Origin of the sequence: Paraburkholderia sabiae, assembly GCF_030412785.1 — a bacterium.
GTDB lineage: Bacteria > Pseudomonadota > Gammaproteobacteria > Burkholderiales > Burkholderiaceae > Paraburkholderia > Paraburkholderia sabiae.
Window position 1 is genome coordinate 3918993 of sequence record NZ_CP125295.1, and the last position, 15257, is coordinate 3934249.

The following is a 15257-nucleotide window of genomic DNA, read 5'->3' on the forward strand; positions in this document are numbered from 1 at the left end:
GCGCTTTTTTATTGTGCATTTCAGAATCTTGTCGCCAACACTTCTACGCATGCGCCGCACGACCGCGCACGAAAGGTCCCGATGACGGCCCGATTCCCTATTCTTCAAGCCGCCACACGTAGCGGCTCGCAGCAGATTGCGGCGGCTGTCGCAATCGTCTTCCTCGGCGCGCTGTCGGTCCCGACCTACGCGCAGACGGCGACCACGGGGGCGGCCAGCGCCGCTGCGGCCGCGAGCGCACCGGCGGGTGCCAACGCAGGAGGCGCACAATTCACCGTTCAGCCGGGGCAATCGCTGAACGACGCCGCGATCGCGATGACGCAGTCGCACGACCACACTGTGCTGGCGCGCGCGGCGAAGGCGATTTTCGACGCGAATCCCAACGCGTTCATGGGGCACGATCCGAGCCGTTTACGGCTGGGCGCTGTGCTGAACCTGCCTTCCGTCGACGCGACGGGTGCGCCCGTCGTCGCGGCATCGGCGGCGGCACCGGCTTCCGCGGCGTCTAATCCGACGGCGCAGGCGGCGGCGGGCAACAACAACGCTTCCGCGACGACTTCGGCTGCGGCACCGGCTGCGACGGCTGGCGCGGGTGCATCGTCGGCGGCAGCGACGACAAACGCAACGCCCGCGACGCAAGGCGCCAGCGCACCTGCGACAGCCGAGGCAACGTCCGCTCCCGCAGCAGGCGCGCAGCCGACGAGCGGGACCGCCGCACCGTCGGCTTCGACTGCGAGCGGCTCTTCATATTCCGGATCGATTCAAAACAGCGAGCCCGCGGCAACGCCGCCCAGTGCGCCCGCTGCGAACAACGGGCAGCCTGCCTCACAGACGCGTCCGTCGAGCTTGCAGCAGTTGCTGGCGCTGAAGAATCGCGTGCTGATGGAGTTGCAGAAGCACGGCATCGGCAAACAGCCGGACGCGAACGAAAACGGCGCGCCTGCAACGACCGCGACGCAGCCTTCGAACGCGGCTCCGGGCGCGAGCGCACCGGCGCACGCCGCGCCGTCGAAGGCGCCGGCCGCCAGCCAGCCCGCCGGAATTCCGCAGGAATATCTCGCTGCCGCCGGCATCGCCGGCGCTGCGCTCGTGGCGCTGCTGGCCGGCCTGACGATGCGCCGCCGCCGCAAGGCCGCGCGTGCGCAGGAAGCGGCCAGCGCGGACCTTGACCGCGAAGAAGAGACGCCGCCTGTCGCGCCCGCTGCCGCAGAACCGTTTGCCTCCACGCCGCGTGACGAAGCGGCTTCGACGGCTCAGACGCAGCCGGAACCGGAATCGCACGATGTCAGCGCAGTTGCCGCCGCCGCTGCTTATGAAGAAATCTCGGCCGCGCCTGAGCATGAGGCCGAACTCAAGCCCGAGCCGGAAACGTTCCATGCCGCGTCCGCCGAGGCCGCGCTCGACGCCGCCGCGACGCTCGGCGCCGATGCGCTGCCGCGCGAATCGCTCGATCCGGCTCGCGAAGAAGTGCGCGCCGCCGAAGCGGCCGAGCTCGAGCAGGCCGCGCGCGAACAGGAGCTGACGCCGGACGAAGCCGCTGCCGTCGCCCCTGCCGCCGACTTGTCGCTCGATGAAACGCCGATCCACGAACCCGTCGAGCCGCATTTCGTCGAGCCGATCGGCGCGCCGCACGGCGAGTCGGGCGCGACGCCCAAGCCGTTCGTGCTCGATCTCGGTCCCGCGCCCGCTTCGGAACAGATCGAACCGACGTTCGAGCAACCCAGCGCGCCCGCCGCGCCTGCCATTCAGCTGAGCCATGTCGAGCCGGCCGCTCAGCACGAGCAGTTGATCGAGCCGCTACCCGAGGCCATCGACGAAACTCACGTAGAAGACGACGCGGAACCGCATGCCGCGACGTCGCTGCCGCTCGGCGCGCCGCCGCCGCTGGAACCGGCTGTGCCGGACGAATTCCCGCGCGAGGCGATGCGCGCGCTCGACAGCATCGACGAATTCGCGCTGCCGCCGCGCACCGAGCCGTTTGCGTCGGCTGCACCCGCAGTGACGGCGCCCGGTTCGCTGGCGACGCAGCCCGTCGTCGCGCCGGAAATCACCGCGCAGCAGGCGGTGCCCTCGCATCTGACGCAAGCCCGTGCCGCCGGCGATGAAATCATCGCTGGCACGGCGGGCGCGGCGGCTGTCGCGGGTCTGGGCGCGTCGCGCTTCGGCGCGCTGAAGCTCGATTTCGATCTCGAACTGCCGCCGTCGCCGGCGCAGGCCGTGCCGTCGTTCTCGCCGGACGAGATCGCACGCATTGCGCGCAACAAGCTCGATCTGGCCGTCGAATATATCGATCTCGGCGACGTCGTCGGTGCGCGCACGCTGATTAACGAAGTCATCGAGTCGAACGATGCCGACACGCGCGCCGACGCGCGCGCGTTGCTGTCGACGCTCGCGCCGCTTTCGTGATGACGCGGATCGCGCTTGGCATCCAGTACGACGGCGCGGCATTTTGCGGCTGGCAGTCGCAGCCGCACGGCAAGACGGTGCAGGACACGCTCGAGCGGGCGCTGCGCGAGTTCGCGTTGACGCCGCTGCAGACGGTCGTCGCAGGGCGCACGGATACGGGCGTTCACGGTCTCGGGCAGGTCGTGCATTTCGATACGGAACTCGACCGCGCAGAGTTTTCGTGGGTGCGCGGCACGAACGCGTTCTTGCCGTCCACGGTCGCCGTGCAATGGGCCAAGCCGATGCCCGAGGCATTCCACGCGCGCTTCTCGGCGTTCGAGCGCACGTATTACTACGCGCTGTATGTGCATCCCGTGCGCTCGCCGATGCTCGCGAGCCGCGCCGGCTGGATCCACACGCCGCTCGACGTCGACGCGATGCGCGAGGCGGCCGCCTGTCTGATCGGCGAGCACGATTTCTCGGCGTTCCGTTCGTCGGAATGCCAGGCGAAGACGCCCGTCAAGCATTTGTATCAGATCGATATCCGGCCGCAAGGCGACTTCATTCACTTCCGCTTCCGGGCCAACGCATTCCTGCATCATATGGTGCGGAATCTGATGGGCTGTCTGGTCGCCGTGGGCCGAGCGCGTTATCCCGCGGCATGGCTTGCGGAAGTGCTCGAAGGCCGCGACCGGAGTCGCGCCGCGCCCACTTTCATGCCCGACGGGCTGTATCTCGCTCAGGTGGGCTATCCTGAGACGTTTGCCGTGCCTGCGCCGCAGGCGGGCAGCGTTCCGTGGAGTACCGTTTGGACCGACTCATGACTTCCGCCGACACCCAAGCCGAAAGCGTTTCGTCTGCCGACAGCGCCGTGCCGCGCCGCACGCGCATCAAGCTGTGTGGACTCGGCAATGCCGCCGACGTCGCCCATGCCATCGACCTTGGCGCCGATGCGATCGGCCTCGTGTTCTATCCGCCGAGCCCGCGCGCGCTGAGCGTGGCACAGGCCGTCGAGATGACGCGCGATATCCCGCCGTTCGTGTCGGTGGTCGGTCTGTTCGTGAATCCGACGCCCGAGTGGTTCAGCGACGTCATCTGCAACGTGCCGCTGACGATGCTCCAGTTTCACGGCGACGAAACTCCCGAGCAGTGCGAAAAGCTCGCGGGCGTTGCGGGTTTGCCTTGGTTGCGCGCATTGCGCATTGCGGCAGATACTGAGCCGGCCGATTTGGTAAAATCGGCGCTTAACTATTCGGCCGCCAGTGGTCTCCTGTTCGACACACATGTCGAGGGCTATGGCGGCGGCGGGAAGGTCTTCGATTGGTCACTTATTCCAGAAGAGCTCGCGCGTCGGGCCGTTTTGAGTGGTGGGTTGAACACGCAAAACGTACGTGATGCGATTCATCGTGTGCGCCCGTACGCGGTCGATGTCTCGAGCGGCATCGAAGTGTCTGGCGCAAAGGGCGTGAAGGATCACGCCCGGATGGCGGCGTTCGTGCGCGCAGTGCGCGAAGCGGACGCCCGGTGATTTCCAGGCCGCGCTGTGCATCTGATGCGATGCGCGGCCAGCTGAGAAGAGTGACGGAATATGTACAACTTACCCGATGAACGTGGCCACTTCGGCCAATATGGCGGCGTGTTCGTCGCCGAAACCCTCGTGCAGGCGATTGACGAACTGCGCGTTGCGTACGAGAAATACTCCAAAGACCCGGACTTCATCGCCGAATACGAGCGCGAACTGAAGTACTTCGTCGGTCGTCCTTCCCCCGTTTATCACGCGCAACGCTGGAGCGAACTGCTCGGTGGCGCGCAGGTTTATCTGAAACGCGAAGACCTGAATCACACGGGCGCGCACAAGGTGAACAACGTGATCGGCCAGGCGCTGCTCGCGAAACGCATGGGCAAGCCGCGCGTGATCGCGGAAACGGGCGCGGGCCAGCACGGCGTGGCGACGGCGACCATCGCGGCGCGCTTCGGCATGGAGTGCGTCGTGTACATGGGCGCGGAAGACGTGCGCCGCCAGGCCGCGAACGTGTACCGGATGAAGTTGCTCGGCGCGACCGTCGTGCCCGTCGAATCGGGCTCGCGCACGCTGAAGGACGCGCTGAACGAAGCGATGCGCGACTGGGTCACGAACGTCGAAAACACGTTCTACATCATCGGCACGGTGGCCGGTCCGCATCCGTATCCGATGATGGTGCGCGACTTCCAGCGCGTGATCGGCGACGAATGCAAGGTGCAGATGCCGGAACTGACGGGGCGTCAGCCGGATGCTGTGATCGCGTGTGTTGGCGGTGGTTCGAATGCGATGGGTATCTTTTATCCGTACGTTGACGACAAATCGGTGAAGCTGATCGGCGTGGAAGCAGCCGGCGACGGCATCGATACGGGCCGTCACGCGGCATCGCTGATCGGCGGCAGTCCGGGCGTGCTGCACGGCAATCGCACGTATCTGCTGCAGGACGAGAACGGCCAGATCATCGAGACGCATTCGGTGTCGGCGGGCCTCGACTATCCGGGCGTCGGTCCCGAGCACGCGTGGCTCAAGGACAGCGGGCGCGCCGAATACGTCGGCATCACCGACGAAGAAGCGCTCAAGGCGTTCCACGACTGCTGCCGCATCGAGGGCATCATTCCCGCGCTGGAGTCGAGCCACGCGCTCGCGTACGCGGCGAAGCTCGCGCCGACCTTGCCGAAGGACAAAATCCTTCTGGTGAACCTGTCGGGCCGCGGCGACAAGGACATGCACACGGTCGCCGAGCGATCGGGCATCCAGTTCTGAGCGCCGCGACGATGCGCGACGAGTTCGAGGAGCCGCAGCCGCCCGCGCTGAAGGGTGACGCCGAAGCTGGCGTCGCCGAGGCCGCGCAACGGACGGAAGCTTCGCCGTTGCTGGCCGTGCCGGCCGGCATCCAGCTCCTCAACCGCGATTTTTTGACCGATGCAGCGAATCTGCCGGACGGCTCGATCGATCTGATCGTCGCCGATCCGCCTTATGGTCTGGGCAAGGACTATGGCAACGATTCCGACATGCGCTCGGGCGAGGATTTTCTCGCCTGGACGCGTGACTGGCTCGATCTCGCCATTCCGAAGCTCAAGCCGTCGGGTTCGCTGTACATCTTCTGCACGTGGCAGTACGCGCCGGAAATCTTCGTGTTTCTGAAGAGCAGGCTCCTGATGATCAACGAGATCATCTGGGACCGGCGCGTGCCGAGCATGGGCGGCACGACGCGCCGTTTTACGTCGGTGCACGACAACATCGGTTATTTCGCGGTGTCGAAAGACTATTTTTTCGACCTCGATCCCGTCCGCATCCCGTACGATGCCGTCACGAAGAAGGCGCGTTCGCGTAAGTTGTTCGAAGGAAGCAAGTGGCTGGAGCTCGGCTACAACCCCAAGGACGTCTGGTCGGTGTCCCGCCTGCATCGGCAGCACGCGGAGCGGGTCGACCATCCGACCCAGAAACCGCTCGAAATCGTCGAGCGGATGGTCCTGGCAAGTTGTCCGCCGGGCGGCCGCGTGCTCGATCCCTTCATGGGAAGCGGCACGACGGCCGTCGCTTGCGCCCGTCAGAAACGCGAATTCGTCGGCTATGAGATCAATGAAAGTTACTGCGCGATAGCGCGAGAACGGGTCAGTTTGGCGGCAAATCCGCCGCCGCCCGTTCCCCGTCGCAGCAAGGCCGCGATTGCCGATCCAACGGCGCAGGCCTGACAAAGCGCAGTCATCGACTTCGAGAAAATTCCATGTCCCGTATTCAATCCACGTTCGCGGCGCTGGCCGCGCAGGGCAAGAAAGGTCTGATTCCATTCATGACCGCCGGCGATCCCGATCCGGCACGCACTGTCGAATTCATGCATGCGCTCGCGAAAGGCGGCGCCGATGTCATCGAACTCGGCGTGCCGTTCTCCGACCCGATGGCCGATGGTCCCGTGATCCAGCAGTCGTCTGAGCGCGCGCTGGCGAAGGGTGTGTCGCTGAAACACGTGCTCGCCGACGTCAAGCGCTTCCGCGAGACCGATGACAAGACGCCCGTCGTGCTGATGGGCTACGCGAACCCGATCGAGCGCATGGGCGCCGACGCGTTCGCCGCGGCTGCGCAGGACGCGGGCGTCGACGGCGTGCTGGTCGTCGACTATCCGCCGGAAGAATCGGCTAACTTCGCCGAAAAGATGAAGGCGGCCGGGATCGACCCGATTTTTCTGCTCGCGCCTACGTCGACGGACGAACGCATCGTGGAGGTTGGTAAAATCGCGTCCGGTTACGTCTACTATGTATCGCTCAAGGGTGTGACGGGCGCTGCAAATCTGGACGTTTTGAGCATCGCGGGTAAAATCCCGGCCATCAAGTCGCGCGTACCGCTGCCGGTGGGCGTCGGTTTCGGCATCCGTGACGCGCAATCCGCGCGCGCTGTGGCCGAAGTGTCCGATGCCGTCGTGATCGGCAGCCGTATCGTGCAATTGCTCCAAGAAGCAGCACCCGAGTCCGCTGCCGGCAAACTGACGAATTTCATCAGCGAGATTCGCCAGGCGCTCGACAGCATCGGCGCGACTGCCCGATAAACATCATTTTTGTCGCGGTTAGTATGGCGGCGCAGTTTCTGCTGCGCCGTCGTTCGTATCGCGGATCCTGGAAGGAATCATCATGAGCTGGCTCGACAAACTGTTGCCGCCGAAAATCAAGCAAACCGACCCGAAGAGCCGCAAGGGCATTCCGGAAGGGCTGTGGATCAAGTGCCCGTCGTGCGAAGCGGTCCTGTACCGCAACGACGTCGAGGCGAATCTGCACGTCTGCCCGAAGTGCGACCACCATATGCGGATCGGCGCGCGCGAACGGCTGGACGGCTTGCTCGATCCGGAAGGTCGCTACGAGATCGGTCAGGAAATCCTGCCGGTCGACGCGCTCAAGTTCAAGGACAGCCGCAAGTACCCCGATCGCCTGAAAGAGGCGATGGACGAGACCGACGAAACCGACGCGATGGTCGTGATGGGCGGCTCGATCCACACGTTGCCCGTGGTGGTTGCGTGCTTCGAGTTCGCGTTCATGGGCGGCTCGATGGGTTCCGTGGTCGGCGAGCGCTTTGCGCGCGGCGCGCAGAACGCGATCGAGCAGCATGTGCCGTTCATCTGCTTCACCGCTTCAGGCGGCGCGCGGATGCAGGAAAGCCTGTTGTCGCTGATGCAGATGGCCAAGACCACCGCGATGCTGACCAAGCTCGCCGAAGCCAAGCTGCCGTCCATCTCCGTGCTGACCGACCCGACGATGGGCGGCGTGTCGGCGAGCTTCGCGTTCCTCGGCGACGTCGTGATCGCCGAGCCGAAGGCGCTGATCGGCTTCGCCGGCCCGCGCGTGATCGAGCAGACTGTGCGCGAAAAGCTGCCGGAAGGCTTCCAGCGTGCCGAATTCCTGCTGCAAAAGGGCGCGATCGACATGATCGTCGACCGTCGCAAGCTGCGTGAAGAACTCGCGCAACTGATGGCGCTGCTGACGCGCCAGCCGGCGGACGCAGTCGCCTGAACGTCTTGACGCCGCGCTTTACGCCGCGCGGTGAGTCGGAAAAAGCCAACGCGCCGCGAGAAGGTTTCAAGCGGCGCGTTGTCATTTCTAGGATAATTCCGATCCGCACTGCCAGTTTCTCAGATGACCACTTTCCCCACTCTCGACGCGTGGCTCACGCACCTGGAATCCGCTCATCCCGTCGGCATCGACATGGGCCTTGCGCGCATCAGCCAGGTGCGCGACGCGTTGCAACTGTCGTTTGCGTGCCCGGTGATCACGGTCGGCGGCACGAACGGCAAGGGTTCCACCTGCGCGATTCTCGAATCGATCCTGCTGCGCGCCGGTTACAGCGTTGGCTGTCATACGTCGCCGCACCTGCTGTCGTTCAACGAGCGCGCGCGGATCAACGGCGAAATGGCGACGGACGCGGCGCTGCTGCCGCATTTCGAAGCGGTCGAAAAGGCGCGTCGCTCGCTGCCTGAGCCCGTTTCGCTGACGTATTTCGAGTTCACGACGCTCGCGATCATGCATCTGTTCGCAGAGCGCGGCCTCGACGCGGTGATTTTCGAAGTGGGACTGGGCGGGCGGCTGGACGCCGTGAACATCCTCGATACCGACTGCGCGATTATCACCAGCATCGACATCGATCACACCGACTTCCTCGGCGATACGCGCGACAAAATCGCGTTCGAGAAAGCGGGTATCTTCCGCGCGGGCAAGCCGGCGATCTGCGCCGATCCCGTCCCGCCGCAAACACTGATCGATCACGCCGAGAAGATCGGCGCCGATTTGTGGCTTTTTGGACGCGATTTCCGCTACGAAGCGCAGCCAGGCAACGAGCGGCAGCAGTGGAGCTACATCGGCCCGTCGATGCGCCGCTCCGCGCTGGCTTACCCCGCGCTGCGCGGCGCGAATCAGCTGATCAATACGACGGCGGCGCTGGCCGGGCTCGAAGCCCTGCGCGACCGGCTTCCTGTGTCGGCGCAGGACATCCGTCTGGGGCTCGCGAATGTCGAATTGCCGGGACGCTTCCAGGTGCTGCCCGGCAAGCCGTCGATCGTGCTGGACGTCGGTCACAATCCGCACGCAGCCGCTGTGCTGGGACAAAATCTCGGCAATATGGGCTATTTTCCGTACACGTACGCAGTTTTTGGCTCGATGCGCGACAAGGACATCGCGGGCGTGCTGAGCCATCTGACGGGCGAAATCGATCATTGGAACGTGACCGATCTGCCGACGCCGCGCGCGGCCAGCGCCGAAGAACTGGATGCCGCGTTGCGCGATGCGGGCGTCACGGATGGGCCGGACGGCGGCGTCAAGCGTTTTGCAACACCTGCAGAAGCTTTCCAGGATGCGCTAAAACGAGCCTCCGAAAATGATAGAATCGTGGTTTTCGGCAGTTTCTATACGGTTGCAGGCGTGATGGCCTACCGTAAATCGCAGCAGCACTGAACGCGCGGGCCTCGAACCAAGCCATTCATGGGTATTTTTTCGTTCGGCAAGAAAGACGACGCACCTACGCGGCGCGGCGCAAAATCCAGTTCCAGTCGCGGTAGTCGTGCCGAGCGCGCAGAACGCGCGGAGCGGGTCGAACGGCGCAGCCGTCGCACGGAGCGTTCCGGCGACGCCGACGCGATGCTGCTCGACCCCACGCTTCCCGAAAAGCAGCGCGCACGTCGCCGCCTCGTCGGTGCAATCGCGCTGGTGATCGCAGCCGTCGTGATTCTCCCGATGGTGCTGGATTCACATCCGAAGCCCGTCACCGACGACATTTCCATCGACATTCCGAACCGTCCCGCGCCGAAAGCGCGTGCGTCTGAAGACGCCGACACGCAGGCGGGCGTCGCACCGGACAATCCGGCCGCACCGGAAGCGGCGCTGGCCGCTTCGGGTCTTGCACCCGCAGCATCGGGCGCGGCGGCGACGGGCGCCGTTGCTTCCCAGCGCAGCGGCGACAGCAAGAACGCACCCATCGCAATGACCCCGGCGAAGCCGCAGGCACCCGCCGTCGTCGCGAATAACACGCCGGCGCAGGCGGCGAAACCCGCCGCGAAGCCGCAACCGGAAACGAAGCCAGCGGCAAAACCGGAACAGAAACCCGCATCGACGCAAGCAACCCAGACGGCGCAAGCAGCTGCCTCCGGCACTGAAACGGGCACGCCCGCGGCGCCTCCCGGCAGCCGCTTTGCGGTGCAGTTGGGCGCGTTCCAGGACGACGCGAGCGCGCACACGTGGGCGAACAAGTTGAAAGCGGCGGGCGTGCCCGCATATACGGAGCGTCGCAAGCAGGCTGACGGCTCTACCCGCACCATGTTGCGCGCCGGTCCGTTCGCGGATCGTGCGGCGGCGTCGGCGGCCATCGCGAAGGTTCGCGAGGCTGGGCTGTCGTCGGGTGCGAACAACGGCACTGCGCAGTAATCCGGCGATGTTCACCGCGTTCGACTACGCTGTAATGGCGGTGATCGGGCTGTCGGCACTGCGCGGCGGCTGGCGCGGCTTTTTGTCCGAGGTGTTCGGACTGATCGGCTGGGTCGTCGCGTTTCTGGTAGCGGCGCGCTTCGTGGGGCTGCTGGTGCCCTTCGTGCCGTCTAACTGGCCGGGCGGCGCGCTGACGCAGTGGCTGATCGCGTTTGCGGCCATCGTCATCGGTGTGATTCTGGTGGCGAGCGTGGCGAACGCGCTATTGAGCCGGCTGGTGCAGGTGTCCGGCCTGGGCGGAGTGGACCGCTCGCTTGGACTGATGTTCGGCCTCGTACGCGGGGTCATACTGGTGCTGATTCTGGTCGCCCTCGCTGGCTTGACCGAACTGCCCAAACAGGAATTCTGGCGCAACGCGCTGCTACGGCCCTACGCCGAGCAGGGCGTGCGAGAGTTGAAGCCTCTGCTTCCCGAAACGCTCGCCGCCTACGTCCACGTGTAACGATCGCGTTGCACGCAAGGGGCGAAGGCGGATGACAAGGCGGGCCGATGGTGAAGCATGCAGGACCACGGCGCGCGCGGCTGTCTCCCAGGCAGGCCGCACTGTTCGAATTTCGTACCCTTTGAAGGACATGCCATGTGCGGCATCGTAGGCGTAGTTTCCCAGTCTCCCGTCAACCAGTTGCTGTATGACAGCCTGCTGCTGCTGCAGCACCGCGGTCAGGACGCAGCCGGCATCGCCACGGCGAACGGCAGCACTTTCCACATGCACAAGGCGAACGGCATGGTGCGCGACGTGTTCCGCACGCGCAACATGCGCAGCTTGCCCGGCACGAGCGGCATCGGCCAGGTGCGTTATCCGACGGCGGGTTCCGCGTCGAGCGAAGAAGAAGCCCAGCCGTTCTACGTGAACGCGCCGTTCGGCATCATCCTCGCGCACAACGGCAACCTGACCAACTGGCAGCAGCTGAAAGACGAGATGTTCCGCGTCGATCGCCGCCACATCAATACGAATTCCGACACGGAAGTGATGCTCAACGTGCTCGCGCACGAAGTGCAGACGGCCAGCTCGGGCCTGCAACTCGATCCGGCGGCGATGTTCAAGGCCGTGTCGGGCGTGCACCGCCGCGTGCGCGGCTCGTACGCGATCGTGTCGCTGATCTCCGGCTACGGTCTGCTCGGCTTCCGCGACCCGTTCGGCATTCGTCCGCTGTGTATCGGCAAGCTGGAAACGGCGTCGGGCACCGAATGGATGCTCGCATCGGAATCGGTGGCGATCGAAGGCATCGGCTTCGAATTCGTGCGCGACGTGGCGCCGGGTGAAGCGATTTTCATCGACTTCGAAGGCAACTTCCACGCGCAGCAATGCGCGCCGAACGCGAGCCTGAACCCGTGCATTTTCGAACTCGTGTATCTCGCGCGTCCGGATTCGGTGCTCGACGGCGTGCCCGTCTACAACGCGCGTCTGCGCATGGGCGACTATCTCGCCGAGAAGATCCTGCGCGAACTGCCGAAGGACGTGAAGATCGACGTCGTGATGCCGATTCCCGATTCGTCGCGTCCTGCAGCGATGCAGGTTGCCGCGAAGCTCGGCGTCGAGTATCGCGAAGGCTTCTTCAAGAACCGTTATGTGGGCCGCACCTTCATCATGCCGGGCCAGGCGGTGCGCAAGAAGTCGGTGCGCCAGAAGCTGAACGCGATGGGCATCGAGTTCAAGGGCAAGAACGTGCTGATCGTCGACGATTCGATCGTGCGCGGCACCACCTCGCATGAAATCGTGCAGATGGCGCGCGATGCGGGCGCGAGCAAGGTGATTTTCGCGTCGGCCGCGCCGCCCGTGAAGTTCCCCAACGTGTACGGCATCGACATGCCGACGCGCAGCGAACTCGTCGCGCATGACCGTTCGGACGAAGAAGTGGCGCGTCTGATCGGCGCCGACTTCCTCGTCTATCAGGACGTCGACGCGCTGAAGAACGCGGTGCGTGACATCAACCCGGCGCTGAAGGAGTTCGAGGCTTCGTGCTTCGACGGCAACTACATCACGGGCGATGTGACGTCGGAATATCTCGATCGCATCGAATCCGCGCGCCTCGCGCCGTCGGCGCAGTCGGACCGCGACGCGGCAAGCGAAGCGATCGACGGTGGCGCTGCGCGTTCGCAATTGCACCTGCAGTTGTCGGTCGAGTAACACGACGTCAGCGCGCGAGCATTGGCTCGCAGCCCACACGAAGCCCGCTTATGCTTATGCAAAGCGGGCTTTTTTGTTGCTCTCGCTGGTTGCTCTTGCGTGCGATCTGAAAACGGAACGAAACGAACATGGACGATTCCCTGAACTTCGACACACTCGCAGTCCGCTCGGGCACGTTGCGCAGCGAATTCGGCGAACATTCCGAGGCGCTCTTTCTGACGTCGAGCTTTGTCTTTGCGAGCGCCGCAGAAGCCGCCGAGCGCTTTAAGAATTCCGAAGACTATTACACCTACTCTCGCTTCTCGAATCCGACTGTGACGATGTTCCAGGAACGTCTGGCGGCGCTCGAAGGCGGCGAGGCGTGCATGGCGACGGCGTCGGGGATGAGCGCGATCATGTCAGTGGTGATGTCGGCGTTGCAGGCAGGCGATCATCTTGTCAGCTCGCGGAGTCTGTTCGGTTCGACGCTCGGCATGTTCTCGCAGATTTTCAGCAAGTTCGGCATTACGACGACCTTCGTCGATCCGACCGATCTCGACGCATGGAAGAACGCGGTGCGTCCCGAGACGAAGATGTTCTTCCTCGAAACGCCGTCGAACCCGCTGACTGAGATCGCGGATATCGAGGCGATCAGCAGGATCGCGAAGTCGGCGAATGCGCTGTTCGTTGTCGACAACTGTTTCTGCAGTCCGGCGCTGCAACAGCCGCTGAAACTCGGCGCGGACGTCGTGATGCATTCGGCGACCAAGTTCCTCGACGGGCAGGGACGTGTGCTTGGTGGCGCGTTGGTCGGCTCGAAGCAGTTCATCATGGAAAAGGTGTTTCCGTTCGTGCGCAGCGCGGGGCCGACGTTGTCTGCGTTCAATGCGTGGATTTTGCTGAAGGGCCTGGAGACGTTGTCGCTGCGCGTCGAGCGACAGTCGGCGAATGCGCTGGAGATCGCGCGTTGGCTCGATCAGCATCCTTCTGTTGGGCGTGTGTTCTATCCCGGGCTGGAGTCGCATCCGCAGTATGAGATCGCGAAGCGGCAGCAGAAGGCGGGTGGTGCGATTGTGTCGTTCGAACTCAAGGGCGACACGCCCGAGGAGATGCGCGCTAATGCCTGGCGGGTGATCGATAGCACCAAGATCTGCTCGATCACCGGGAATCTTGGTGATACGCGGACGACCATTACGCATCCTGCTACGACGACGCATGGGCGTGTTTCTGCTGAAGCTCGCGCTTCGGCTGGTATTACTGAGGGTTTGGTTCGGCTGGCTGTTGGGCTTGAGAATGTAGATGATATTCGCGGGGATCTCGCCAGGGGTTTGTAGTTTTTTGTCTGCGACGATAGTCGCTGTTTTTGTTTTTGTTTTTGCTTTTTGTCTTTCGCTGGCATCCGCGATTTCGTATCGGTTTGCTAGCGTCGCCCCTGTGCGGGGCGGCACCTACTTTTCTTTGCAGCGGCAAAGAAAAGTAGGCAAAAGAAAGCCGCTTCAAACCTCCGGTGCCCGCCTGGATAACGCTACGGCATGCGTTCTTTGAGCTGTGGCGCAGCGACGTCGGCACTCCGTAGAAAGCCCGCAGTCAACCGCGCACGACGAAAAATCCACACACAGTCTGGAGCACAAACCGCCGCAATTGGACCGAAGGCAAACGGACAAAAGCAAGCCGACCGAATGTGCCCCAAGTGGATGTCAACTTTCGCGCCGCGCGCACCTCACTGCGGGCTTTCTACGGAGGTTCGCGTTGCTGCGCGACAGCTCAAAGAACGCATGCCGTAGCGTTATCCTGGCAGGCACCGGAGGTTCAAAAGCGGCTTTCTTTGGTTACTTTCTTTGCCGCGGCAAAGAAAGTAACTGCCGCCCCGCACAGGGGCAACGAGTGAAGCACGGATGCGAATTCGCGGACGCCAGCGAAAGACAAAACGCAAAAACCAAAAAAGGCAAAAAGCCAGAACAGCGACTAGCGTCGCAGACAAAAGCAAAAACGATAAAACCTCAGTGCACTCCGCGCCACTGCCCCGGCGCAATCCCAAACCGCCGGGTAAACGCATGCGTATAGGCGCTCTGATCGCCGAACCCAACCTCAAGCGCAACATCCGTCAACGACCGACGCGAATCCAAAAGCAACGTCAACGACACATCAAGCCGAACCCGCTGCAAATACCGATGGGGTGTCTCACCAAACGCCTCGATAAACAGCTGATGAAACCGCCGCATCCCAAACCCGCAATGCGCGGCGAGATCGGCAATGCGTAAAGGCTCGGACAATCTCGCCCGCAACCACGCATCGATACGCGCAAAATCCAAACCGCCGCCCGGCACAGCATCCGACGTACCCGAATCTTCGAGTATCGCCGCGCACAACCTCGCAGCCGCATCCCAATTGAACCGGCGCCACGCGGCATCGCCGTCGATATGCCCCGTCGCGCGACCCGCGATATGCGATACGAGTTGCGTAAGCGATCCATCGATCGACACCGCACGCGCCCGATCAAACAAACGCTGTGGCACCGCGACCGACAACGCCGGCAGATCGAGCACAAGCTGCCGGTTCTCGCCGACACCCGCGTAGTCGTGCCGCGAACCCGCTGGAATGAGCCATGCAGCCGACCGGTCGATTTCATGCGCGACGCCATCGACGGCCATCACCATCGAACCGTCGAGACCCAGCACGATCTGATGAAAGTCGTGAACGTCCGACGCTTCCACCGCGCCGTAACGGCGCAGGGAAACGCTGGGCGCGTCGACGACGACGTGGCTCATGTCACGCAACTTCGCTAAAA

Annotated in this window: 13 protein-coding genes; 12 read left to right on the plus strand and 1 reads right to left on the minus strand. The window is 63.8% G+C overall.

Annotated elements, in window-relative coordinates:
- Positions 1 to 81: 81 nt before the first annotated feature.
- The 12 genes from QEN71_RS17630 (at position 82) to QEN71_RS17685 (ending at position 13803) form a co-directional block, all read left to right on the plus strand.
- The gene (locus QEN71_RS17630) at positions 82 to 2406 is read left to right on the plus strand and encodes a FimV/HubP family polar landmark protein (RefSeq protein ID WP_201659985.1); all 2325 of its coding nucleotides are present in this window, start codon (positions 82 to 84) and stop codon (positions 2404 to 2406) included.
- Positions 2406 to 3209: a tRNA pseudouridine(38-40) synthase TruA gene (gene truA / locus QEN71_RS17635; RefSeq protein WP_201660003.1), complete on the plus strand. Its 804-nt coding sequence runs from the start codon at positions 2406 to 2408 to the stop codon at positions 3207 to 3209. The genes QEN71_RS17630 and truA overlap by 1 nt, the downstream gene beginning before the upstream one ends.
- Positions 3206 to 3913, plus strand: a complete 708-nt coding sequence (locus QEN71_RS17640) for a phosphoribosylanthranilate isomerase (RefSeq protein ID WP_201659983.1) — start codon at positions 3206 to 3208, stop codon at positions 3911 to 3913. Before truA ends, QEN71_RS17640 begins: the two co-directional genes overlap by 4 nt.
- 60 nt (positions 3914 to 3973) lie before the next feature.
- Complete coding sequence (gene trpB, locus QEN71_RS17645; protein WP_201659980.1) at positions 3974 to 5167, plus strand: tryptophan synthase subunit beta; 1194 nt, start codon at positions 3974 to 3976, stop codon at positions 5165 to 5167.
- A gap of 11 nt (positions 5168 to 5178) precedes the next feature.
- A complete protein-coding gene (locus QEN71_RS17650) occupies positions 5179 to 6099 on the plus strand; it encodes a DNA-methyltransferase (protein ID WP_201659977.1) in 921 nt (306 codons plus the stop codon).
- Between the two features lie 32 nt (positions 6100 to 6131).
- A complete protein-coding gene (trpA, locus tag QEN71_RS17655) occupies positions 6132 to 6947 on the plus strand; it encodes a tryptophan synthase subunit alpha (RefSeq protein ID WP_201659975.1) in 816 nt (271 codons plus the stop codon).
- A gap of 82 nt (positions 6948 to 7029) precedes the next feature.
- Positions 7030 to 7902 carry an acetyl-CoA carboxylase, carboxyltransferase subunit beta gene (gene accD, locus QEN71_RS17660; protein ID WP_201659972.1) on the plus strand — a complete coding sequence of 291 codons (873 nt, stop codon included), beginning with the start codon at positions 7030 to 7032 and terminating at the stop codon, positions 7900 to 7902.
- A gap of 123 nt (positions 7903 to 8025) precedes the next feature.
- Entirely contained in the window at positions 8026 to 9336 is a 1311-nt protein-coding gene (gene folC / locus QEN71_RS17665; protein ID WP_201659969.1) for a bifunctional tetrahydrofolate synthase/dihydrofolate synthase, read from the plus strand.
- A 27-nt stretch (positions 9337 to 9363) separates the two neighbouring features.
- On the plus strand, positions 9364 to 10302 hold the full coding sequence (locus QEN71_RS17670; protein WP_201659967.1) for an SPOR domain-containing protein: 939 nt from the start codon (positions 9364 to 9366) through the stop codon (positions 10300 to 10302).
- Positions 10303 to 10309: 7 nt separating this feature from the next.
- Positions 10310 to 10804: a CvpA family protein gene (locus tag QEN71_RS17675; protein ID WP_201659965.1), complete on the plus strand. Its 495-nt coding sequence runs from the start codon at positions 10310 to 10312 to the stop codon at positions 10802 to 10804.
- A 135-nt stretch (positions 10805 to 10939) separates the two neighbouring features.
- On the plus strand, positions 10940 to 12490 hold the full coding sequence (purF, locus tag QEN71_RS17680; protein WP_201659963.1) for an amidophosphoribosyltransferase: 1551 nt from the start codon (positions 10940 to 10942) through the stop codon (positions 12488 to 12490).
- Positions 12491 to 12618: 128 nt separating this feature from the next.
- Positions 12619 to 13803 carry an O-succinylhomoserine sulfhydrylase gene (locus QEN71_RS17685; protein WP_201659961.1) on the plus strand — a complete coding sequence of 395 codons (1185 nt, stop codon included), beginning with the start codon at positions 12619 to 12621 and terminating at the stop codon, positions 13801 to 13803.
- A gap of 666 nt (positions 13804 to 14469) precedes the next feature.
- Here the strand turns inward: QEN71_RS17685 and QEN71_RS17690 are convergent.
- Complete coding sequence (locus QEN71_RS17690) at positions 14470 to 15237, minus strand: AraC family transcriptional regulator (RefSeq protein WP_201659959.1); 768 nt, start codon at positions 15235 to 15237, stop codon at positions 14470 to 14472.
- Positions 15238 to 15257 lie beyond the last annotated feature (20 nt).

Coding starts and splice junctions, on each gene's coding strand:
- folC (WP_201659969.1), top strand. CDS start 8,026: ATGACCACTTTCCCCACTCTCGACGCGTGGCTCACGCACCTGGAATCC.
- accD (WP_201659972.1), top strand. CDS start 7,030: ATGAGCTGGCTCGACAAACTGTTGCCGCCGAAAATCAAGCAAACCGAC.
- QEN71_RS17650 (WP_201659977.1), top strand. CDS start 5,179: ATGCGCGACGAGTTCGAGGAGCCGCAGCCGCCCGCGCTGAAGGGTGAC.
- trpA (WP_201659975.1), top strand. CDS start 6,132: ATGTCCCGTATTCAATCCACGTTCGCGGCGCTGGCCGCGCAGGGCAAG.
- QEN71_RS17630 (WP_201659985.1), top strand. CDS start 82: ATGACGGCCCGATTCCCTATTCTTCAAGCCGCCACACGTAGCGGCTCG.
- QEN71_RS17640 (WP_201659983.1), top strand. CDS start 3,206: ATGACTTCCGCCGACACCCAAGCCGAAAGCGTTTCGTCTGCCGACAGC.
- trpB (WP_201659980.1), top strand. CDS start 3,974: ATGTACAACTTACCCGATGAACGTGGCCACTTCGGCCAATATGGCGGC.
- QEN71_RS17685 (WP_201659961.1), top strand. CDS start 12,619: ATGGACGATTCCCTGAACTTCGACACACTCGCAGTCCGCTCGGGCACG.
- QEN71_RS17675 (WP_201659965.1), top strand. CDS start 10,310: ATGTTCACCGCGTTCGACTACGCTGTAATGGCGGTGATCGGGCTGTCG.
- truA (WP_201660003.1), top strand. CDS start 2,406: ATGACGCGGATCGCGCTTGGCATCCAGTACGACGGCGCGGCATTTTGC.
- QEN71_RS17670 (WP_201659967.1), top strand. CDS start 9,364: ATGGGTATTTTTTCGTTCGGCAAGAAAGACGACGCACCTACGCGGCGC.
- purF (WP_201659963.1), top strand. CDS start 10,940: ATGTGCGGCATCGTAGGCGTAGTTTCCCAGTCTCCCGTCAACCAGTTG.
- QEN71_RS17690 (WP_201659959.1), bottom strand. CDS start 15,237: ATGAGCCACGTCGTCGTCGACGCGCCCAGCGTTTCCCTGCGCCGTTAC.